Here is a 20,485-nt window from a genome sequence, read left to right on the forward strand (position 1 = left end):
AATAATTATTATAAATTTTTAGTATACTAATTGTTAATTTTATATTATAATTTTTAATATATTGATGTTGTTAATGTTATTAAAGTTATAATATTATATTTACAAGGGGGAATGCAGTATAGTAGGAAAATACTAAAGAGTAAAAGGTAGAGAAATAGTATTTGCAATAATTTAAAATTTTATAATATTTTTTAGATTATTATAGTACAAAAGATTATCTGAAGTAAAAGTAGTTAAAAGAAAAACAAATTTTATGAAGAGTAGGTTTCAAGTAATACCTAAAAAGGTAGAGTTTTAAGACATTAGTTTATATGGAGAAGGGGAGATAGTAATGGCGAAAATTAATCCAGTTAAAATTATTAACAATAGTAAATTTAACCGCTTTCATTTAAGTCTGTTCATATGGAGTTTTATGATTATTTTGTTTGATGGATATGACTTGTCCGTTTATGGAACCGCTTTACCGCTCTTGATGGAAGAATGGGGTCTATCTTCTGTTGAAGCAGGAACGATGGGGAGTTATGGGCTATTCGGTATGATGTTCGGTGCTATCATATTTGGAATTATGGCTGACCGTATTGGAAGAAAGAAAGTTATTATGCTAAATGTATTCCTATTTAGCGCATTTACATTATTATGTGGTTTTGCTGAATCTGCAATGACTTTTTCTATCTTTCGTTTTATAGCAGGACTAGGACTTGGGGGCATTATGCCAAATATTGCCGCTTTGACAATGGACTATGCTCCTAAATCAATGAGAATTCGATTAGTTTCTCTTACGTTAGTTAGTTTTGCACTTGGTGGAGCACTTGCACCAGCAGTTGGTGTTCTTTTAATCGAGCAATTTGGATGGGCATCTGTGTTTATTGTTGCTGGACTACCACTTGTAGGTATACCTTTCATGATGAAGCAACTGCCAGAATCAACAAGCTATCTGATTCGAACTGGCAAAAAAGAACAACTATTTGCTACATTAGCTAAAGTAAGCCCTGGGTTAACTTTTAGTAAAGATGATGAAATTGAAGTAGTGAAATTAACGGCAACGAAAGCTCCTGTTGCAGGCTTGTTTAAAGAACGTCGTGCTTTAAGTACTGTTATGTTCTGGCTTGCCTTCTTCTGTGCCCTATTAATGGTGTATGGTTTAAATACTTGGTTGCCTAAGTTAATGATTGAAGCTGGATATGGATTGAATTCAAGTTTAGGTTTCCTTATTGCCCTTCAAGGTGGAGCAGTTATTGGGATCCTTGTTCTTAGTCAGCTTTGTGAGAAATTTGGTTCTAAAAGAGTGCTTATCCCAACGTATCTTGCAGGAGCAATTGCTTTGGCATTACTTGGATTTGGTGGAAGCACGTTAGTGATTTTAGGATTGATAGCGATTGCAGGTGCTGCTACAACAGGAGCTCAAGTTCTTATTCAGGCTTATGTAACAGCCTACTATCCTGCAGAAATGAGATCAACAGGTTTAGGTGTAGCATCAGGAATCGGAAGATTAGGTGGTATGGTCGGACCGATTTTGTTTGGATTCTTGTTAACACTCACTTTACCACCTTACATGAATTTCATGATATTTGCAGTAATTGGTGTTGTCGCTGCCCTTGCTCTATCAATGATTGCTGATAAATACTCTGCTAGCAATCTGATTGATAGTGACGAGGCTATCGAGTCAAGTAAGAATAAAGAAGTAGCAGCATCTATCGAATAGAGTAAAGAGTGCCAGGCACCATCCAGAAATTGGGTGGTTCCTGGCACTTGTTTTTTACCGAAAAAATCGGTAAGACTAACTTTGTGATGAGGAAAATAAATCACTCTTCTATATACCTTATATGGTATATAATGAAATTATAAGAATCTAAAGGAGTGATGAGATATGAATATTACTGATATTGCTCGCGATGAATTAACCTTAGTATTACAGTCGCAGAATGCTTCTGGAATTCGCATATATTTTAATGGCTTTGGCTGAGGTGGCCCGAATTTTGGAGTGTCTCTGGATGAGCCTCAATTAAATGATCATGTACAGGTCATTAATCAAATCCAAGTAGCGATTGAACAGGATTTAGAAGAATATACAAAAGGTCTAGTATTTGATTATGATAAAGAAAGAAGAAGTTTCGCCTTTTTAGGTAGTGAATGCTGTTAAATAAAAAACAAGTGCCAGGCACCATCCAAATTTTGGATGGTGCCTGGCACTTGTTTTTTATTGCTATATGAAGGAAGAAAAATGGAGCACACTGATTGAACAGTTACATGAACTAGGTTTAGTAGATGAAGTATTTGATGCAAATGAAATTTTTACGACAGAATTCTTATCCGAGCATGAATAATACAATAAGTATAGTTGACAATAAAAGGTAGGGTTTTAAGACATTAGTTTACATGGAGAAAGGGAGATAGTAATGGCGAAAATTAATCCAGTTAAAATTATTAGCGATAGTAAATTTACCCGCTTTCATTTAAGTCTGTTCATATGGAGTTTTATGATCATTTTGTTTGATGGATATGACTTGTCCGTCTACGGGACAGCTTTACCGCTCTTGATGGAAGAATGGAACTTGTCTCCTGTTGCAGCAGGAACGATGGGGAGTTATGGACTGTTTGGTATGATGTTTGGTGCTATCATATTTGGAATTATGGCTGACCGTATTGGAAGAAAGAAAGTTATTATGCTAAATGTATTCCTATTTAGCGCATTTACATTATTATGTGGTTTTGCTGAATCTGCAGTGGCTTTTTCTATCTTTCGTTTTATAGCAGGACTAGGACTTGGAGGCATTATGCCAAATATTGCCGCTTTGACAATGGACTATGCTCCTAAATCAATGAGAATTCGATTAGTTTCTCTTACATTAGTCAGTTTTGCACTTGGTGGAGCACTTGCACCAACAGTTGGTGTTATTTTAATCTCGACATTTGGATGGGCGTCTGTGTTTATTGTTGCTGGAATACCACTTTTGGCTATACCATTTATGATGAAGCAACTTCCAGAATCAACAAGCTATCTGATTCGAACTGGCCAAAAAGAAAAACTATTTGCTACATTAGCTAAAGTAAGCCCTGGGTTAACTTTTAGTAAAGATGATGAAATTGAAGTAGTGAAATTAACGGCAACGAAAGCTCCTGTTGCAGGCTTGTTTAAAGAAGGTCGTGCTTTAAGTACTGTTATGTTCTGGCTTGTCTTCTTCTGTGCCCTATTAATGGTGTATGGTTTAAATACTTGGTTGCCTAAGTTAATGATTGAAGCTGGATATGGATTGAATTCAAGTTTAGGTTTCCTTATTGCCCTTCAAAGTGGAGCAGTTGCTGGGATCCTTGTTCTTAGTCAACTTTGTGAGAAATTTGGTTCTAAAAGAGTGCTTATCCCAACGTATCTTGCAGGAGCAATTGCTTTGGCATCACTTGGATTTGGTGGAAGTATGTTAGTGATTTTAGGATTAGTAGCGATTGCAGGTGCTGCTACAACAGGAGCTCAAGTTCTTATCCAGGCTTATGTAACAGCGTACTACCCTGCAGAAATGAGATCAACAGGTTTAGGTGTAGCATCGGGGATCGGACGATTAGGTGGTATGATTGGACCAATTTTAGGCGGATTCTTGTTAACGCTCACTTTACCGACTTACATGAGTTTCATGATATTTGCAGTAATTGGTGTTGTCGCTGCCCTTGCTCTATTAATGATTGCTGATAAATACTCTGCTAGCAATCTAATTGATAGTGATGAGGATATCGAGTCAAGTAAGAATAAAGAAGTAGCAACATCTACCGAATAGAGTAAAGAGTGCCAGGATACATCCAAAATTTGGATGTTGCTTGGCGCTTGTTTTTTATTGCTATATGAAGGAAGAAAGATGGAGCACACTGATTGAACAGTTACATGAACTAGGTTTAGTAGATGAAGTATTTGATGCAAATGAAATTTTACGACAGAATTCTTACCCAAACATGAATAATACAGTAAGTATAGTTGACAATTAAACCGTAAAGCAACGCCCTCTATTAGTCTTATTTAGGCTAATAGAGAGCGTTTTTTGTTTCTAGTGGAAATAATACAAAATTAGATTTCAATGGAAAATAAAATCTTGTTTCATTATATTATTAACGTTTTCACAAAATTTTATGTCAGATAACCTCTCTTTTTTATTTAATATTCAAAAGAATCAGAATATAATTCATTTATATTTATTAAAGTTCGTTGTGCGAGGAGATGAAATTTTCTTTTAAAAAAATAGGAATAAAATGGAGTTTACAAAGAATGATTTTTCAAAATTCCGAACGGGGGACCGATGATCGAGGATCGAGTCAGCATCCTATTCTCAGAAGGGGTAAAAAAGGGACGAATTACTCTAAATTAATTTGTTGATCTTATTTCAACAAGAGCAGCCAAATTATTTGGGCTCTATCCAAAGAAAGGAACGATCGCGATTGGTGTGGATGCAGATATCGTTATTTTTGACCCGACAGTGGAGAGAGTCATTTCTGCAGAAACACACCATATGGCCGTAGACTATAACGCGTTTGAAGGAATGAAAGTGACAGGGGAGCCTATTTCTGTATTATCTCGTGGAGAATTCGTTATTCGTGATAGACAGTTTGTCGGAAGAAAAGGTGCTGGACAGTATTTAAAACGTGCTAAATATGGTGTAAACCAACAAAGCATTGAAATCAATACATTAACGATTTAACTATTTTTCTATTACAAATAAGAGTGAAATTAGGTGTAGGTTACTGCCGTTCTACAGATCTATAGAGAAAGGGATTTGGGATATTGCTGTCGAAGAAGAAGTGGTCGTTGTTCGTTGTACTAGGGGTTATGGATGACAGAATGTAAGTGAGAAATGATTCTAGGGGGAGAGACGATGTCAGAATACGAACAGTTTTTACAAGAACGCGATCGAATTGATTTTTTAATTCAAAAAGGGTATAAAATCAAAAATATTATCGAAAATTTGAGTGGTGCGGTTGTTGAATTTGAAAAAAGCGAGAGTCATAAGACGGAAATGAAGAGAGAAACCTTACACATATTAACACCGAATGCTCGAATGTATTTTTCTGTGAGATTGCTCCAACAACAGGAATGCAATGAGAAGATGATGGAGCGCGAATAGTTAGAAGGGAAAAAAATAAAGCTGAATTCCCTTTTAGATTGGGGGTTTCAGCTTTACTTTTTTGTAATGCTCATTTTATATCACTTGTGAATAGCGCTTAAATTGCTTTGTATAGGGCCTTTTTTAATGTTGTGACAATAAAGTCTACATCTTCATCGGTAGACGATAATGGTGGCGACAACGCAAGGATATTATTAAAGCCCGCTACCGTTGCACCATTTTTGCCGATAATCAATCCATTGGATTTACATTCAGCTATAATTTGATCTATTTTTGAAGGGAATATAGGTTCTTTTGTTTCTTTATTTTTTACTAGTTCAATGCCTAGAAGAAAACCAAAACTTCGAATATCTCCAACAAGAGAATGATTCTCTACTTCCTTCATTTCTTGTCTTAAACGTTCACCCAATATACGGGAACGTTCAATAAGATTTTCTTTCTCATAGATCTCTATATTCTTTAATGCTAAGGCACAGGCTGCGGGATTTCCGCCAAAGGTATTCACATGGCGAAAATAGCCAAACTCATCACTATTTTGAAACTTTTCATAAAGATCACGACGAACAGCTGTTGCGGACAACGGAAGATAGCCGCTTGTTAACCCTTTCGCCATGGTGATGATGTCTGGTTTGATCTTAAAGTGCATATGACCGAATTTTTTCCCGGTACGGCCAAAGCCGCATATGACTTCATCGATGATGAGGAGGACACCATACTGTTGACAAATTTCTTGGACTTTCTCCATATAGATAGGGTGTGGAACAAGAATGCCTCCGCCCGTAATAGCCGGTTCCATAATAATAGCTCCAATGGTTTCTTTTCCTTCCCAAATGATCGTTTTCTCAATTTCTAAGGCACATTGCAGGTTGTAGTCTTCAACCGATAATCCTTCTGGACGACGATAACTATCAGGCGGGCTGACATGAATAAAACCAGCGGTTAGTGGCTCATAATGATATTTTCGGACGGCCTGACCTGTTGCCGCTAATGCTCCCATTGAATTTCCATGGTAGGCACGATAACGTGAAATAAATTTATAACGGCTGGGTTCTCCATTTTGCTGATGATACTGTCGCACCATTTTAAAGGCTGCTTCGTTTGCTTCAGAACCACTGTTTGAAAAGAAAATAACATAATCATCTTCTAACCATTCGTTTAATTTTTTAGCTAATTCAATCGCTGGAAGATGACTTTGCGAGAGTGGAAAATAGGGCATGGTTTTCAACTGATCATACGCAGCCTTTGCGAGTTCTTCTCTGCCATATCCCACATTTACACACCATAATCCAGACATCGCATCCAAATACTTCCCGCCGTTTATATCTGTGATCCAAGAACCCTTTCCTTCTACAGCAACCGTTGGAGCTCCATTTTCTTTATATGGAGTCATATGATGCCATAAATACTTGTGGTCTGTTTCCATGATCTCTCCTATATTCTGTTTCATGGACATATTTTCTCTCCCTCTCGCAACATTTGTCAAAAATACATGGTTGGCTTCTTCTGAGGTGTCTAAATCAAATACCTATTCTATTCAATTGATCACATCAAAATCAAGAGTGTGAAACTTAATTTCGTTGTATGCACTATATTCATAATGGTTTTATACAATCTACTTATTAATAGCGTGCAGTTAGCATTTTTTTTCGAGTATAGAATTCAACACCATCCGTACCATTCGCATGTAAGTCACCATAGAAGGAATCTTTGTAACCAGAGAAAGGGAAGAAAGCCATTGGAGCTGGTACTCCTATATTTACGCCGAGCATTCCAGCATTGATCGTTTCACGAAAATCACGGATGGCAGCTGCACTGTCTGTGTATAGACAAGCACCGTTTGCAAGCCTTGAAGCATTGGCCACATCAATCGCTTCAGTTAAACTTTTGACTCTTATAATTGAAAGAACAGGTGCAAAGATTTCATCCTGCCAGATTTTCATTTCCTGTGTGACATAGTCAAAAATGGTTGGTCCGACGAAATAGCCCCCACCATTTACTGCTTCATCTTTACGTCCGTCACGAACAAGTATAGCCCCTTGAGAAATACCAGATTCAATGTAATGAATCGTCCGTTCTTTATGACTTTTACGAATGACAGGTCCAAGGAAAACCCCGTCATCAAGGCCGTTGCCAATCGTAATATGATTAGCTAATTGAACTAATTTACTGATTAATTCATCGGCAATGTCTTCTTCCACAGCAACGACAGCCGCTGCCATACAGCGTTCACCAGCTGATCCAAAAGCAGCACTAGTAATTTCTTTTGCTGCAAGTTCTAGATCTGCATCCTTTAATACGATTGAGTGATTTTTTGCTCCAGAGAGTGCCTGAACACGTTTTAAGTTTGCTGTTCCTGTTTTGTATACATATTCAGCAACAGGCTGTGAGCCGACAAATGAAATGGCTTTGACATCCTTATGTTCTAAGAGACGATTGACCACATCATGTGCACCGTTGACAATATTTAAAACCCCTTTCGGAAGACCGGCTTCTTCAAATAATTCAACAAGACGTGCTGCAAGGATGGGTGTACGTTCAGAGGGCTTTAAGACGAATGTATTTCCACAGGCAATGGCAAGTGGGAACATCCAACATGGGACCATCATTGGAAAGTTGAATGGTGTAATACCACCGATCACGCCAAGCGGGTAGCGATACATGCCAGATTCAAGGTTTGTTGCAATATCGGGAAGCTGTTTCCCCATCATCAATGACGGTGCACCAGCGGCAAATTCTACACATTCAATCCCGCGCTGTACCTCTCCCATTGCTTCTGAAAGGCTTTTTCCATTTTCAATCGTGACAAGCTTGGCAAGGTCCTCCTGGTTATCAACAAGTAACTGCTGATACTTGAATAGGATACGGGCCCGTTTTGGAACAGCTGTCTTCGACCATGTTTTAAAAGCTTCGTGGGCTACTTGAACCGCATGGTCAACATCTTTTTTTGTAGAAAGTCGAATTTCGGCAAGGGCTTCACCGGTTGCTGGATTAATGATAATTTCTGTTTTATCGGAAGTAGAGCCAATCCATTCGCCTCCAATATAATTTTTTAATTGTTTCACTTTTTTTGTAAAAATTGTCATGTAAATATCCCCTTTTTAAAATAGACATCCAATGAAATAACTTAGCATTATTAATATAAATAATATTCGAAATAAATAATTAGATAGATTGAAAAAAGAAGGAAATATTTTACGTATGTATTTTTATTTCCATTAATAACATTGATATTCTGATGTTTAATATAAAATGACAAACTTCATATTACTATGTATTTACATGTTGAAAACCTGTATATTTTTTTGGTTTCTTCAAATGTTATTTAAGTGGAGGTGATTGAACTTGAACAAAGATCGTAGTGACAGTAGTCAACATAAGAGTAATTCTCAAGATGAACTCATGAATCGGGTTAATCAAACTTTTGATCAAATGGTAGAAGATGCAAAGAATCTTGTTAATGAAAATAAGCATGAAAGTGGTAGGGAATAAAAAACGTCAGTAATGGAACTTTTTTCAAGGGAATGGATTATCTAATTAGGATCAATCACTGTCAACTTAGCTTCTACGAGATCTGCCAAGACGAATAATCTCAGCCAATCGAGTTGATCGTGGGGAAGTCTATAACTTCACAAACTGCATTTAGTGAAGTTATACAAAATGATTTAAAAATTTTAGTTAAAGTCACTAAAGACGTATTGAAATTTTCCGACTATAATAAATGCGTGTTAGGAAACCTAATATAAGTGGTGAAGCGAGTGAGATGATTCATTCAGGATACAAAAGGTTTTAATAATGAATAAATATAATATATTTTAAATGAGGAAAAAATGAAAGGTCAAGGACTAACTCGTATTCAGTGAGTTGGTCCCTTTCTTTAAACATAAGTGGTACCTTTAAGCAAACGAGAAACAATCATATGAAAAAACAAATCAATTTAACAAAAAATCATGAAAAAGTAAAACGGTGGGAGGGACTCAAAATGAAAGATAACTGGAATGCATTTGTAAAAGACAATCTGGATGTGAGTTCTATGGGTTCAGGTAAGCTAAATGGATTAACATTTGCTGTAAAAGATGTATTTGAAGTAAAAGATTATACGAATACGGCTGGCAACCCTGACTGGTATCGAACACATTCTCCTGCAAAACGAAATGCACCTGTGATCGATCAACTATTAAAACAAGGTGCTACTCTAAAGGGGACCGTGCATACAGATGAACTTATGTACAGTTTAAACGGGGAAAATTTTCATTATGGTACACCTGTTAATCCGCGTGCACATGACAGAATTCCTGGCGGCTCTTCAAGTGGCTCTGCTGTAGCCGTTGCGGCTGGTTTAGTAGACTTTGCTCTTGGAACAGATACAGGGGGATCCGTTCGTATTCCATCTTCTTATTGTGGGCTATATGGATTTAGGCCTACCTATGGTGTCGTTGATATAGAGGGTGTGATTCTGCTTGCTAAAAGCTTTGACACAGTGGGGTGGATGGCGAGAGATCCAGAATTATTAGCTCAAATTGGTGAAACTCTTATTCAGCAGGATCAATCGGAGGAGATTTCGTTTCCTCATCTATATTTTGAACAAGAAGCATGGTCATTCATTGACGAAGAATCAACAGAAAAGTTAACAGAAGCTTCCTCTACTTTAGAAGATAAGAGCGACTTGAGTCAATGGATCAAGGTTTCGGTGGAAGGACTTTCAAATTGGGCTAACACTTTTCGGAACATTCAAGGGATAGAAATTTGGAACGAACATGGAGAGTGGATCGAGAAGGTGAATCCAAAGTTCGGACCAGGTATTGCGGAGCGTTTTTCATGGACCAGTACATTGGATTCAAATGAACTAGAACCGAATCAACTATTAAGAAAGCAAATAAAGAATGACTTGTCAAACCTATTAAAAGATAATGGATTGTTAGTCCTTCCGACAGCGCCAGGAGAAGCGCCGAAACGTCAGCTGTCAAACGAGAAAATGGAACAATATCGCTCAAGAACGATGATGTTAACCTGTATTGCGGGGCTATCAGGATTTCCACAACTAACGATACCAGTATGTAAAGATAATGGATTACCGATTGGACTATCTTTTATCGCCAATCAAAATCAAGATCTGAAATTATTAAAATGGGCGACTCACTTTATCAAATCACTTGAAGGGAAAGAAAATGAATTATGAAATTAGCAACCGTAAAAGTTAATAGCATGGAGCAGGCTGCGATTGTATATAATGAAGGAGTCATTTTAATTCGTGATATAAATAGAATAGAAGAAGCACAGTGGGAGACCGATGTGTTTGATCTGTTACAAAAGAATCAATTAGAACAACTCAATCGTTGGTATCAGCAAGAAGGAATAGATAAATTAATGGTAGAACGATCCATTCAAATGAAATATAGAGGTTCTTGAAGAATTCACGGATGTCATGGGCCATGCTGGTGTGATTAAAATTGATCTGAAAAATAAGGTTAAATATGGTGGAGCTGACCCTCGAGGAGATGGAGCGGCACTCGGATGTTAATTTTTTAATAGAATAGGTGAATGATTACTATTAAACTACATCATTTTAGCTATATGACTTCAAGTAGAAAGGTAGTTATGACATGAAACTTCAATTAAATCTTTTTATTGCATTTTTTCGGTCTGGGATGCTCGGGTTTGGCGGAGGTCCATCTACGATTTCCCTTGTTCATAAAGAGGTTGTCGGTACATTTAAATGGGTGGATGATCAGGAATTTAGTAATGTTTTAGCCTTAGGAAATACGCTTCCGGGTCCTATTATGACCAAAATGGCCGGATATATAGGATATAGAGTGGGTGGGGTAGTAGGAATGTTGAATGCTCTTATTGCCTCCATTTTACCAACCATCATTTTAATGATGATTTTATTGACTTCCTTTAATCAATTTAAGGATAACCCAAGGGTTCAAGGAATGACAAATGCGGTTGTCCCAATAGTAGGTGTGATGCTGGCCGTTTTGACTTGGGGATTTTTGAAAAAAACGAAAGATGGATTAGGGTGGAAGGTGGGTATCATCCTTCTTGTTGGTAGTTTTATCTTAATCGAGATCATAAATATACATCCTGGTATGGTCATAGCGGCGCTATTGGTTGCGGCATTGGTAACACCAGATAAGAAAAGTAAAAATAAAATTCAAGTACAAGTTGAAGGAAAAAGTGAGAGCTTATGATCTATATACAATTATTTTTAGCGTTTTTTATACCGGGTATTGTTGGTTATGGTGGAGGACCTGCTTCTATTCCGTTAATAGAACATGAGGTTGTTAATCGATACGATTGGATGACAACAAGTGAATTTAGTGAAGTACTGGCATTAGGGAATGCTCTTCCAGGTCCAATTGCGACCAAGATGGCTGGTTATATTGGATTTGAAGTAGGAGGAGCACTCGGTGCAGTCGTGGCTGTTTTTGCCACAGTGGGACCTTCGTTATTTTTAATGATTGTTCTGTTAAGTTTGATTTATCGCTATAAAGATTCACCAAAGGTGAAGCGGTTGTCAAAGATCGTTCTTCCAGCTGTCGCCATTTTAATGGGAGCACTTGCATTTGACTTTTTTAAAACCTCTTATTCCTCAAATGGACTTTGGGAAACATTCATTATAGTTATCTTAAGTTTGCTGCTTTTAGAAAAGTGGAAGGTACATCCAGCGTTTGTTATTGTTGGGGGATTAGCTTTCGGTTCAGTATTTTTGATTTAACGTGTTCATGGATGAACAGAAAAGCCATAATAGATAGAACAAAAACAAACACGATAAAATGTCGTGTTTGTTTTTGTTGGTTGAAAAATGAAGATGTTTTTTTTAACTTGATCTTCGTTAAAATAGTTAATAGAATAGATCAAAATAACCGCAAAACGATAGGATATACAATAGAATGGTATTATTGAAAGAACAATTAGTTAATGGAGAGGACTAGTTCGAAGTCTCAAAGAATATGAAGCGTCTTCAATATGGTTGATTTTAAAGGATTTCAGCGGGAGATGAAAGCTATGGAACGAGTCGTACTATTTGATGGAGAATGTCATTTTTGTAATTGGAGTGTACAGTTTATCATAAAGAGAGATCCTAAAGGAATTTTTCGTTTCGCCTCTTTGCAGAGTAAAATAGGGCAGGAGTTATTAGAGAAGTATGAGGTTCCAGTGGATATCGACAGTATGGTAGTCGTTGAAAAAGGAAAAGCGTATGTTCAATCCGATGCAGCATTAAGAATTTGTCGTCATTTAAGGGGAGTGTGGAAGTTCCTTTATATGTTTCATATAATTCCAAGCTCTGTTAGAAATAGTATCTATGATTGGGTCGCAAAGAACCGATATAAGTGGTTTAGAAAAAAGGAAAGTTGTACGAGGTTACCTTCGAACGTTCGAAAACGTTTTTTATAGAGGCGTGGAGGGGGGCATCTGGCATTCGGTATAGTCATTAGAAACATAGAGTTTTTAAAGAAGAACTTTTCTGAACGAAGATAGCACGCTAGCTCCAGGTGCCATTGGTTTATGAGCATATCGCTCTGTAGAATGGTGGTCCATGCAGAAGAAGGTATGTGGACTTGGTATTCTTCATAAGTGAGATACCTTTCGCTTTTTTCTATAGTAAAAAACTCCTTCTGTTAGCGCTTGTCTTAGACTTGCGTTAACAGAAGGAGTTTTTTGTTTAGCTACCTACCACGATAGACTTGATAGCCCCATGGAGAGACAAGTAAAGGTACGTGATAGTGGCTCTTTGGATTGGCTATGCCGAATCGAACAGGCACTTGATCCAAGAAAATAGGCTCTGTCGTAGCAGGTAAAGTGGAATGTAGTTTAGACATTCGTCATTATAATGAAGAGGTACTTGATCGGTATTGCACAGATATTTTTTCTGAGTTTGAGCGGGTATCAGAACAGTTAAGTATGGAGAGCTTCTGCGCCTGTAGAACGATTTGGTCTTGATTCTAAAGGAAAGATTCAGGTTGGAATGGACGCTGACTTTGCGATTGTTTCTTTAGAAGACGATTCTACAGTCACGGAAAAGACCTTTTTTGCTAAACATAAACAAAGTCTTTATCTTGGACAGACTTTTCCTTGTATGATTAACACCACCATCAACAATGGAAAAGTGATCTATGACAATGGGAGAATGGTGGAGCAGAAAGGGCAAAGAAGTTGGTTAAAAGGATTTACATCAAGCGATAAAGTATTAAAAAGAGTATAAAATCTAAAAACAGGGGCTGTCCCATAAGATGTTTGACATCCACAAAATTGCATTCATCTAGAATCATGTTCAATCTATTGATACTAGATCGTGTATTGTGGTGTCTGATACCTTTGCTTTTGGGATAGCCCCCTGTTTTTTATCATTAGGTCTGATTTTCAGTCATGTGTGTTTTGAGGATTGGTGATTCAAACTGGATAAATTGATTAAGTAGGCCACCTGGTTCGGCATCTACAAGTGTCATAGAACGATGCTTTTCATCCATAAACTGTTCATCTGTCATATGATTAAATAAAGCGACAAGAGGATCATAATAATGATTGATATTTAAGAGACCTAAAGGTTTTTGATGGAGTCCTAACTGGGCCCAAGTAAAAATCTCGAAGAATTCTTCTAAGGTTCCCGCTCCACCCGGTAAAGTTATAAAACCATCGGCCAACTCACTCATTTTTGCTTTCCTCTCATGCATGGATTCTACAATAATTAGATCTGACAAGGTCTTATGGGATCTTTCTTTTGCATCTAGAAAACGTGGCATGACACCAATTGCTTTTCCACCTGCTTCTAAAACAGAGTCAGCAACAGCACCCATTATTCCAACGCTTGAACCACCATAAACAAGTGTAATCTTTCGTTTCGCTAATTCTTCACCAAGTATTTTGGCATTTTCAATGTAAACATCAGATGCTCCATTTCTTGATCCGCAAAAAACAGCTATACTTTTCAATGATTTTCTCCTCCTTTTTCGTTACTTCATCTTTTATGATCGTACGGAAGTTATTCAGAATATCAGCGCACATCTGTTAGTTGTAAAATCTTATTTTCAGCTAAGTCAATCGTAAAGGTCTTTCTCGTTGTTTGGCCGTTAGTACTGTAGCTATTTGGGAGGATTCAAAGACTAAGTTTGTATAGGTTATCGGACACTTTCGTTGTTTCCACTTGTATATTCAAATGGGCTTGGTCTCCATAAATTTTAGTTTCCTTTCAAACGATGTTATGAAAATAATCGAGAAACGAATCAGTTGTTTTACTCTAGTATGCATACAGAATCTCTAACTCTTCTAATATAAAATTATACCATCTACTCGGGTTTGTGAGGATAGGTATTAAAGAAGTTTAAATTTAGGAAGAGTTGGGTAAATATTCATTTGAATTTCATTTTGCTAAAAGTTGAATAATTGTCACGTATTTTGGAATAATAATTCAGTACGAACTTTTTAGAAGGAGATGATTGTTATGACAGAATCAATATATGAAAAAGTAGGTGGAGAAGAAGCGATATCGAAGGTTGTGGATTATTTTTATGAACTCGTTTTAAAGGATGAAACAGTTAGTCACTTTTTCGAGCATACAGATATGGAAGAACAACGCAGCCACCAAACAAAATTTATCAGCTTTGCATTGGGGGGGCCTAAACAATATTCAGGAAAATCGATGGAAAAAGCACATGAAGGAATGAATTTACAAACGGAACATTTTCAGGCGATTGCGACACATCTGCATGATGCACTGGTACACTTTGGGATCGAGCAATCCGATATTGACACGGCTTTAACAAAAGTAGCCTCTTTAAAAGGCGATATTTTGTATAAATAAGGTCCCTTCATTTTTTGAAAATAGTTACGTAGAGGGGCTGTCCCATAAGGTGTCTGACATCCACAAAATTGCATTTGACACCTTTGCTTTTGGGACGTCCGCTATTTAAATAAGAGATAGGGTGGTTGTTATTTGTTGCCTTACTATTCATAATATTACATAATAGTAGAGAAAGAAAAAAGAATGTGGAGGTAATAGAATGGGAGATTTAATCAAAAAGGAATTTGAATTGCTAAGAGTGAGATTATATCCTAGGGTTGAGGAAATATCAGAGGAAATTATTGATGTACAGCCAGAAGGGTTTAATAATACGATTCGTTGGAATTTGGGGCATTTATTAACCGTTACAGAAGTGTTTCTATTTGCAGAAAATGGACAACTTCCTGTTAATTATAAAGAGTTATTTGCTCCAGGTACAAAGCCTTCCGATTGGAGTGGTGAGGTTCCAAGTGTTGCAACACTCATAGGGCAGTTAAAGGAACAGCAGGAACGTATTAATGAAATTCCAACTGAACGTTTTAACGAAGCATTACCGGAACCAAAGCTGGGTTGTTCAACAGTTGGAGAATTAGCTGGTTTTTCTTTTTATCATGAAACCTATCATTTCGGACAAATTCATGCGATGAAACGCCTCATTGAAGCTTCATTAGCAAAATCGAACTAAAGATAAAAAGCTGGAACCCTCTTTCATTTGGATTCCAGCTTTTTACTTATTGTATTCCAATTATACAGACGAACTCATTTCAGCTTGAACTTGACTTCTTGAGATTCCCTGTTCCTGGTTAGCGTCACGTATATCGGCAGTCTTATTCTCAGATAGGTCCTCAAACATATCTTGATCTTGATATTGCTTTAGAAAAAGGGAATATCCTAACGAAGAAAAGGCAAGGCCTATTATGATAGGTGCTATTATTGATTCATAGGAACCCGTTCCGACGAAGGGTCTAAAGATTTCAGTTATTGACCCAATCAGGAGAAGAGATGACCCAAAAGGTGAAACGATTCCTTTCCAAAGGGAAATGACTGCAAAAAGGATCATTCCGATTAGTAAAGAATAGAGTGATAAGTTCATCCCAAATAATGTAGCCTGTAAACCGGAATCCATCACCTCAGGAGCACTGATTAGTATATCAGCGACTACAAATGTTTGAAACCATTTAACACCTAGCCACATGATCATGCCAAAAAATAATATCGTGAAACTAAAAAAACTAAATACTCCCATACTTTTATACTGCACTAGGCAAAGTCCAATCATCCCAAATGCGATTAATAGGTATCCAATATAATTCAAGTATGTAGCGATAAAAGATTCAGGATCAACATAAAGCCATGGCTGAACGAGAGCGATCAATAATCCCCCTATGAATGAACATAATCCAAATGGGCGTAACAAACTACTAAATGACATTCGAATCACCTCTTATTCGCGTTTTTAGGTTAATATTAAATAGTATGCTCAATAGTTATGTATTATGGCAGGATGCTGTATTTAATAAAAATTAATCGAATCCTATATTTATTCTCAGCTGAGCATCCAGGGTATTAAAAGTAGAAGGAATTACTACAAGTAATAATTTTGTGCATAAGACCTCATAAATGAAATAGATGGTTGCATAGGATATAATAGGTTCAAGTGGAAAAAATATAAGTGTTTCAGTAAATGAAATGATAAAGAACTTTTCCAAAAGTAGGGAGCTTAAGGATTGGGCAACAGGATGGATATAAACATCTATTAGAATGACCTTTTCACAAGTTTTCTTAGCAACTCGACATACATAACGAAAAAAGAATACGGAGGGAACATGATGAGCGAATTAGTAAAACGACAATTTGAATTGGGTAGAAGAAATTTATTGAATGATATCGAGGGGACAGCAACAGAACTATTTGACGTTCAACCAGAAGGACTCTCCAATACGATTCATTGGCAGCTTGGACATATATTAACGGGTGCCGAAGGCTTTTTATTTGGAGCAGAAGGACAGCTTTCTGCTGAATATAATGAGTTATTTGGCTACGGTTCAAAGCCTTCCGCTTGGCAGGATGAGGTTCCGAGTGTGGAAACACTGATCCAGCAACTAAAGAGTCAACTTGAACGCATTAAAGAAATCCCAAATGAACGTTTTCAAGATCAATTGTCGGAACCTGTTTTAGGTAATTCAACATATGGAGAATTAGTTAGTTTTACGGCATTCCATGAATTAACACATATTGGACAAGTTCATACAATGAAACGACTTGCTGAAACTTCATTAAATAAATAAACATAAAAAAAGCTGGAGTCCTGATGATTTCAGCTTTTCTATATTTGAACCTCATTGCTTAAGTTATTGGGCAAAGTAAGGGTGAGAGGTCGAATGAATTCATTTTCATAGAACTCTGTAGAAAAGCGGTATTTATAAAGTTGAAGTGTTCTACATAGCAATAAAGCGGTGAATAAGTAGTCTATTAAAATAAACATGAATGAAAGGTGGATATGACATGAAATATAATTTTGATGAAATCGTCAATCGAAGAGGAACCTATTCTGCTAAATGGGACGGAGGAGAATTTATAAAAAAAGCAGGTCTTACGGAAAGGTACGACGAAGAGACTCTACCATTATTTACGGCGGACATGGATTTACCTGTACCACAGCCAATCATTGATGCGTTACATCAAACCGCTGATCATAAAATCTTTGGTTATTCCGTATTTCCTGATGAGTACTTTGAAGCGATCCAACATTGGTTTCAAAAGAGACTTGATTGGGAAATCAAGAAGGAAGAGATCGTTTATTGTCCTGGGACCGTCTATGCGACGAATGTTGCTGTAACAACCCTTACTGATCCAGGAGATGGGATCATTATTCAACGTCCGGTGTATCCACCCTTTACACGAGTCATCGAAGGGAATGGAAGAGTCGTTAGGAATAACGCTTTAAAATGTGATGATGAGGGGTATTACCATATTGATTTTGAGGATTTTGAAGCGAAAGCAAAAGAAGAAAAGACGAAAATGTTTATTTTATGTAACCCTCATAATCCTACAGGAAGAATCTTTAAGAAGGACGAGCTTAAAAAATTAGCCGCTATTTGTGCGGAAAATCATGTGTTGATCGTCGCAGATGAAATTCATGGAGATTTAATTAGACGTGATCAAACCTTTATTCCGCTTGCAAAGGTGGCGGATAATACGGATCAACTTATTACGTTTACAGCGATTAACAAAACCTTTAATCTAGCAGGTTTGCATTGCACGAATGCAGTCATCACGAATCCAAAGCTAAGAAAAACGTTCAGTGCAGGAGTGCTTGTGAATTCAGCATCGCCATTTATGGTGTCTGCTCTTATCGCAGCTTATAATGAAGGAGAAGAATGGTTAGAACAATTGAATGATTACCTAGACGGAACAATGGAATGGATTGTCCAATTTCTAGCTGAAGAAATGCCTAAAGTGAAAGCGCGTATTTCAGAAGGAACGTATGTCATGTGGATGGACTTTAGTGGCTATGGGCTTTCTCCAAAAGAGGTTCATGATCGTATCTATAATAAAGCGAATGTTCTATTACAAGACGGCATTAAGTTCGGGGAAGAAGGATCCGCATTTCAACGAATTTGTATTCCATCGCCAAGACCAATCATAAAAGAAGCATTTGAAAGAATTGCAAGAGAGTTCGAAGACTTAAAATAGATAGCCTTATAAAAAAATTTCATGACTTTACGAGAAAAATGATCCGAAAATTTGATTCTGCACAAAGAGTATTTTAACGAAAAAGCCTGCCCTTTCATGAGGGACAGGCTTTTTAACAACTTAATAAGGTTCAGTAACATGTCCTACTTCTATTAAATAATAACCTGCTATAGTGTTTTTTCATATTTTATTTCGAAATTCCCCTATCATTGGAAAGTTATTTTCCAAGTGATATATACTATAAGAAAGGAGCGTGTTTATTGTGAAAAAAAGTTATGCAGTGATTGGCGTTATTGTAGCGGTGATTGCGGTTCTTAGTATAATGATCATGTCTAGCTATAACGGTTTCGTCAATGCAGAAGAAAATGTAGATCAATCATATGCTCAAATTGAAACTCAACTTCAAAGACGACTTGATTTAATTCCGAACTTGGTGAACACAGTACAAGGTTATGCTGCACATGAACAAGAAGTCTTAACGGAAATTTCTGATGCACGTGCAAGACTGGCCGGTGCTAATTCACCAGAGGAAGAAGCCACAGCCAACTCTGAGTTATCTGGTGCTTTAAGTCGATTACTTGTCGTAGTAGAAAATTATCCGAATTTGAAGGCTGACCAACAGTTTACACAATTAATGGATGAATTATCAGGCACAGAAAATAGAATTTCTGTTGCTCGAAAAGATTATAATGACGAAGTTGCTGTTTATAACAAAAAAGTTAAAGGCTTTCCAGGTGTGATTATAGCCAACATTACGGGGTTTGATGAGAAAGAATATTTTAATGCGGATCCTAGTGCATCACAAGCACCAGAGGTTGACTTTGGAGGCAATGACTAATGAAATTGAAGCGGATCTTCAGCATGTTTTTCGTGCTTTTCACCGCTTTTCTCTTTAGCGGGGGAGCCCTTGCTGCAGATACTAGAATTCCAGCCCCGGTTGGAGATATTTATATTCAGGATTTTGCTCATGTATTAACTGAACAGGAAAAAATGGAATTAAGAAGTATAGGAAGAAGCATTGAGGATCAAACAACTGCCCAAATTGTCGTTCTTACAGTCGACACAATCGGAGATCAAATGATTGAAGAATTTGTCCTTGAGGTTTTTCGGGAATATGGAATTGGAAGTGAAGAAGAAGAGAATGGAGTGTTACTTGTTCTTGGCATCAATGCTCCACCTGGCGAGCGACCATTGAGGATTGAAGTGGGGTATGGCTTAGAAGGTAGACTTCCAGATGGTAAAGTAGGTCGTATTCTGGATGACGTTACAATGCCTTATTTGCAAAATGAAGAGCCAAATAAAGCCATTATGGAAACGTATAAGGTATTGGCAAATGAAGTTTTAGCTGAGTATGGAATAGAAGAAGGACAGCTGCAAATCCAGCAACCAGTACCGGTAGAACCATCCACGGGAGATGGGGGGTTAGGGATTCCTCCGTGGCTCTTGATCATTATTGTTGTCGTTGTGTTATTTCTTGATTTTAAGTTTTTCGGTGGAGCTCTTACCCATATTTTATTAATGATTCTGTCCCGTGGCCGAGGTGGCGGTGGTGGTGATGGTCCCCGAGGTGGTGGTGGCGGTTCCTCAGGAGGAGGAGGCGCAAGTCGAGGATGGTAATAAAATGTATATTCTGCATAATAGGTACCTGTGCTTTAGTAGGTTCAAGTTTGAACATGCTAAGGGACAGGTGCTTTTTGCGTGTAATAAAAAATTCGTTAGATAATCTGACACATTTGTTGAGGAGAATTCTTATACAACTTATACTTTAATTAACAAAATGTTAACCTCTACCAGAAACATATTGGTCTCCAAGATGGTATGGTAGAAATAGAACATTGTCTAATAGGGTTCCGTTAATGGCTGTTGAATACCCCCTCCACAACCATTAAGACTGGTCCAATAGAGAATA

General features: G+C 37.3%; 22 protein-coding genes and 2 pseudogenes. 19 read left to right on the plus strand and 5 right to left on the minus strand.

Features of this window, described 5'->3' with window-relative positions; genetic code table 11:
- Positions 1-331 precede the first annotated feature (331 nt).
- The 6 genes and pseudogenes from JMM81_RS08560 to JMM81_RS08585 all read left to right on the plus strand — a co-directional run bounded on the left by JMM81_RS08560 (position 332) and on the right by JMM81_RS08585 (position 5,102).
- Complete coding sequence (locus JMM81_RS08560; RefSeq protein WP_256241145.1) at positions 332-1,702, plus strand: MFS transporter; 1,371 nt, start codon at positions 332-334, stop codon at positions 1,700-1,702.
- A 279-nt stretch (positions 1,703-1,981) separates the two neighbouring features.
- A complete protein-coding gene (locus JMM81_RS08565; protein ID WP_256241146.1) occupies positions 1,982-2,140 on the plus strand; it encodes a hypothetical protein in 159 nt (52 codons plus the stop codon).
- 256 nt (positions 2,141-2,396) lie between these two features.
- On the plus strand, positions 2,397-3,767 hold the full coding sequence (locus tag JMM81_RS08570; protein ID WP_256241147.1) for an MFS transporter: 1,371 nt from the start codon (positions 2,397-2,399) through the stop codon (positions 3,765-3,767).
- 40 nt (positions 3,768-3,807) lie between these two features.
- Positions 3,808-3,972 (plus strand): hypothetical protein, encoded by a 165-nt coding sequence (locus JMM81_RS08575; RefSeq protein WP_256241148.1) that lies wholly within the window; start codon positions 3,808-3,810, stop codon positions 3,970-3,972.
- A gap of 281 nt (positions 3,973-4,253) precedes the next feature.
- Positions 4,254-4,679: pseudogene (locus JMM81_RS08580) on the plus strand (amidohydrolase family protein); the annotation flags it as partial.
- Positions 4,680-4,853: 174 nt separating this feature from the next.
- Complete coding sequence (locus JMM81_RS08585; RefSeq protein WP_256241149.1) at positions 4,854-5,102, plus strand: hypothetical protein; 249 nt, start codon at positions 4,854-4,856, stop codon at positions 5,100-5,102.
- Positions 5,103-5,199: 97 nt separating this feature from the next.
- Here the strand turns inward: JMM81_RS08585 and JMM81_RS08590 are convergent, their stop codons facing one another.
- Together JMM81_RS08590 and JMM81_RS08595 are read right to left on the minus strand one after the other, a co-directional pair.
- On the minus strand, positions 5,200-6,555 hold the full coding sequence (locus JMM81_RS08590) for an aspartate aminotransferase family protein (RefSeq protein ID WP_256241150.1): 1,356 nt from the start codon (positions 6,553-6,555) through the stop codon (positions 5,200-5,202).
- Between the two features lie 166 nt (positions 6,556-6,721).
- On the minus strand, positions 6,722-8,185 hold the full coding sequence (locus JMM81_RS08595) for a CoA-acylating methylmalonate-semialdehyde dehydrogenase (protein WP_256241151.1): 1,464 nt from the start codon (positions 8,183-8,185) through the stop codon (positions 6,722-6,724).
- A gap of 259 nt (positions 8,186-8,444) precedes the next feature.
- Here JMM81_RS08595 and JMM81_RS08600 point away from each other — a divergent pair, with 259 nt between their 5' ends.
- The 6 genes from JMM81_RS08600 to JMM81_RS08625 all read left to right on the plus strand — a co-directional run bounded on the left by JMM81_RS08600 (position 8,445) and on the right by JMM81_RS08625 (position 12,497).
- Positions 8,445-8,591 carry a hypothetical protein gene (locus JMM81_RS08600; protein WP_256241152.1) on the plus strand — a complete coding sequence of 49 codons (147 nt, stop codon included), beginning with the start codon at positions 8,445-8,447 and terminating at the stop codon, positions 8,589-8,591.
- Between the two features lie 490 nt (positions 8,592-9,081).
- A complete protein-coding gene (locus JMM81_RS08605) occupies positions 9,082-10,278 on the plus strand; it encodes an amidase (RefSeq protein WP_256241153.1) in 1,197 nt (398 codons plus the stop codon).
- Entirely contained in the window at positions 10,275-10,508 is a 234-nt protein-coding gene (locus JMM81_RS08610; RefSeq protein ID WP_256241154.1) for a hypothetical protein, read from the plus strand. Before JMM81_RS08605 ends, JMM81_RS08610 begins: the two co-directional genes overlap by 4 nt.
- Positions 10,509-10,702: 194 nt before the next feature.
- A complete protein-coding gene (locus JMM81_RS08615; protein WP_256241155.1) occupies positions 10,703-11,290 on the plus strand; it encodes a chromate transporter in 588 nt (195 codons plus the stop codon).
- Complete coding sequence (locus JMM81_RS08620; protein ID WP_256241156.1) at positions 11,287-11,817, plus strand: chromate transporter; 531 nt, start codon at positions 11,287-11,289, stop codon at positions 11,815-11,817. The genes JMM81_RS08615 and JMM81_RS08620 overlap by 4 nt, the downstream gene beginning before the upstream one ends.
- A 290-nt stretch (positions 11,818-12,107) precedes the next feature.
- The gene (locus JMM81_RS08625) at positions 12,108-12,497 is read left to right on the plus strand and encodes a thiol-disulfide oxidoreductase DCC family protein (RefSeq protein WP_256241157.1); all 390 of its coding nucleotides are present in this window, start codon (positions 12,108-12,110) and stop codon (positions 12,495-12,497) included.
- A 272-nt stretch (positions 12,498-12,769) separates the two neighbouring features.
- Here the strand turns inward: JMM81_RS08625 and JMM81_RS08630 are convergent.
- Positions 12,770-12,886: pseudogene (locus JMM81_RS08630) on the minus strand (hydroxyisourate hydrolase); the annotation flags it as partial.
- A gap of 182 nt (positions 12,887-13,068) precedes the next feature.
- On the opposite strand from JMM81_RS08630, the gene JMM81_RS08635 reads away from it, so the two are divergent.
- A complete protein-coding gene (locus JMM81_RS08635) occupies positions 13,069-13,305 on the plus strand; it encodes a hypothetical protein (protein ID WP_256241158.1) in 237 nt (78 codons plus the stop codon).
- A 145-nt stretch (positions 13,306-13,450) separates the two neighbouring features.
- Here the strand turns inward: JMM81_RS08635 and JMM81_RS08640 are convergent, their stop codons facing one another.
- Entirely contained in the window at positions 13,451-14,032 is a 582-nt protein-coding gene (locus tag JMM81_RS08640; protein WP_256241159.1) for an LOG family protein, read from the minus strand.
- Positions 14,033-14,541: 509 nt separating this feature from the next.
- On the opposite strand from JMM81_RS08640, the gene JMM81_RS08645 reads away from it, so the two are divergent.
- Both JMM81_RS08645 and JMM81_RS08650 read left to right on the plus strand, forming a co-directional pair.
- The gene (locus tag JMM81_RS08645; protein ID WP_256241160.1) at positions 14,542-14,901 is read left to right on the plus strand and encodes a group I truncated hemoglobin; all 360 of its coding nucleotides are present in this window, start codon (positions 14,542-14,544) and stop codon (positions 14,899-14,901) included.
- 199 nt (positions 14,902-15,100) lie between these two features.
- A complete protein-coding gene (locus JMM81_RS08650) occupies positions 15,101-15,565 on the plus strand; it encodes a DinB family protein (RefSeq protein ID WP_256241161.1) in 465 nt (154 codons plus the stop codon).
- Between the two features lie 60 nt (positions 15,566-15,625).
- On the opposite strand, the gene JMM81_RS08655 is transcribed toward JMM81_RS08650, so the two are convergent.
- Entirely contained in the window at positions 15,626-16,312 is a 687-nt protein-coding gene (locus tag JMM81_RS08655) for a hypothetical protein (protein WP_256241163.1), read from the minus strand.
- A 397-nt stretch (positions 16,313-16,709) separates the two neighbouring features.
- On the opposite strand from JMM81_RS08655, the gene JMM81_RS08660 reads away from it, so the two are divergent.
- From JMM81_RS08660 to JMM81_RS08675, 4 genes are all read left to right on the plus strand, one after another.
- Entirely contained in the window at positions 16,710-17,168 is a 459-nt protein-coding gene (locus tag JMM81_RS08660; protein WP_256241164.1) for a DinB family protein, read from the plus strand.
- A 217-nt stretch (positions 17,169-17,385) separates the two neighbouring features.
- Entirely contained in the window at positions 17,386-18,576 is a 1,191-nt protein-coding gene (locus tag JMM81_RS08665; RefSeq protein WP_256241165.1) for a MalY/PatB family protein, read from the plus strand.
- 322 nt (positions 18,577-18,898) lie between these two features.
- The gene (locus tag JMM81_RS08670; protein ID WP_305367767.1) at positions 18,899-19,414 is read left to right on the plus strand and encodes a LemA family protein; all 516 of its coding nucleotides are present in this window, start codon (positions 18,899-18,901) and stop codon (positions 19,412-19,414) included.
- Positions 19,414-20,193, plus strand: coding sequence for a TPM domain-containing protein (locus JMM81_RS08675; RefSeq protein ID WP_256241167.1), 780 nt, complete (start codon positions 19,414-19,416; stop codon positions 20,191-20,193). The genes JMM81_RS08670 and JMM81_RS08675 overlap by 1 nt, the downstream gene beginning before the upstream one ends.
- Positions 20,194-20,485: the final 292 nt, after the last annotated feature.

The organism is Bacillus sp. V3B, from assembly GCF_024494465.1.
Classification (GTDB): domain Bacteria; phylum Bacillota; class Bacilli; order Bacillales; family Cytobacillaceae; genus Bacillus_BD.

What these genes read in the sequence shown, in the direction of transcription:
- JMM81_RS08560 (WP_256241145.1), top strand. Translation starts at nt 332, where the DNA reads ATGGCGAAAATTAATCCAGTTAAAATTATTAACAATAGTAAATTTAAC.
- JMM81_RS08660 (WP_256241164.1), top strand. Translation starts at nt 16,710, where the DNA reads ATGAGCGAATTAGTAAAACGACAATTTGAATTGGGTAGAAGAAATTTA.
- JMM81_RS08570 (WP_256241147.1), top strand. Translation starts at nt 2,397, where the DNA reads ATGGCGAAAATTAATCCAGTTAAAATTATTAGCGATAGTAAATTTACC.
- JMM81_RS08675 (WP_256241167.1), top strand. Translation starts at nt 19,414, where the DNA reads ATGAAATTGAAGCGGATCTTCAGCATGTTTTTCGTGCTTTTCACCGCT.
- JMM81_RS08650 (WP_256241161.1), top strand. Translation starts at nt 15,101, where the DNA reads ATGGGAGATTTAATCAAAAAGGAATTTGAATTGCTAAGAGTGAGATTA.
- JMM81_RS08615 (WP_256241155.1), top strand. Translation starts at nt 10,703, where the DNA reads ATGAAACTTCAATTAAATCTTTTTATTGCATTTTTTCGGTCTGGGATG.
- JMM81_RS08670 (WP_305367767.1), top strand. Translation starts at nt 18,899, where the DNA reads ATGATCATGTCTAGCTATAACGGTTTCGTCAATGCAGAAGAAAATGTA.
- JMM81_RS08665 (WP_256241165.1), top strand. Translation starts at nt 17,386, where the DNA reads ATGAAATATAATTTTGATGAAATCGTCAATCGAAGAGGAACCTATTCT.
- JMM81_RS08590 (WP_256241150.1), bottom strand. Translation starts at nt 6,555, where the DNA reads ATGTCCATGAAACAGAATATAGGAGAGATCATGGAAACAGACCACAAG.
- JMM81_RS08620 (WP_256241156.1), top strand. Translation starts at nt 11,287, where the DNA reads ATGATCTATATACAATTATTTTTAGCGTTTTTTATACCGGGTATTGTT.
- JMM81_RS08610 (WP_256241154.1), top strand. Translation starts at nt 10,275, where the DNA reads ATGAAATTAGCAACCGTAAAAGTTAATAGCATGGAGCAGGCTGCGATT.
- JMM81_RS08605 (WP_256241153.1), top strand. Translation starts at nt 9,082, where the DNA reads ATGAAAGATAACTGGAATGCATTTGTAAAAGACAATCTGGATGTGAGT.
- JMM81_RS08625 (WP_256241157.1), top strand. Translation starts at nt 12,108, where the DNA reads ATGGAACGAGTCGTACTATTTGATGGAGAATGTCATTTTTGTAATTGG.
- JMM81_RS08595 (WP_256241151.1), bottom strand. Translation starts at nt 8,185, where the DNA reads ATGACAATTTTTACAAAAAAAGTGAAACAATTAAAAAATTATATTGGA.
- JMM81_RS08635 (WP_256241158.1), top strand. Translation starts at nt 13,069, where the DNA reads ATGGACGCTGACTTTGCGATTGTTTCTTTAGAAGACGATTCTACAGTC.
- JMM81_RS08645 (WP_256241160.1), top strand. Translation starts at nt 14,542, where the DNA reads ATGACAGAATCAATATATGAAAAAGTAGGTGGAGAAGAAGCGATATCG.
- JMM81_RS08655 (WP_256241163.1), bottom strand. Translation starts at nt 16,312, where the DNA reads ATGTCATTTAGTAGTTTGTTACGCCCATTTGGATTATGTTCATTCATA.
- JMM81_RS08585 (WP_256241149.1), top strand. Translation starts at nt 4,854, where the DNA reads ATGTCAGAATACGAACAGTTTTTACAAGAACGCGATCGAATTGATTTT.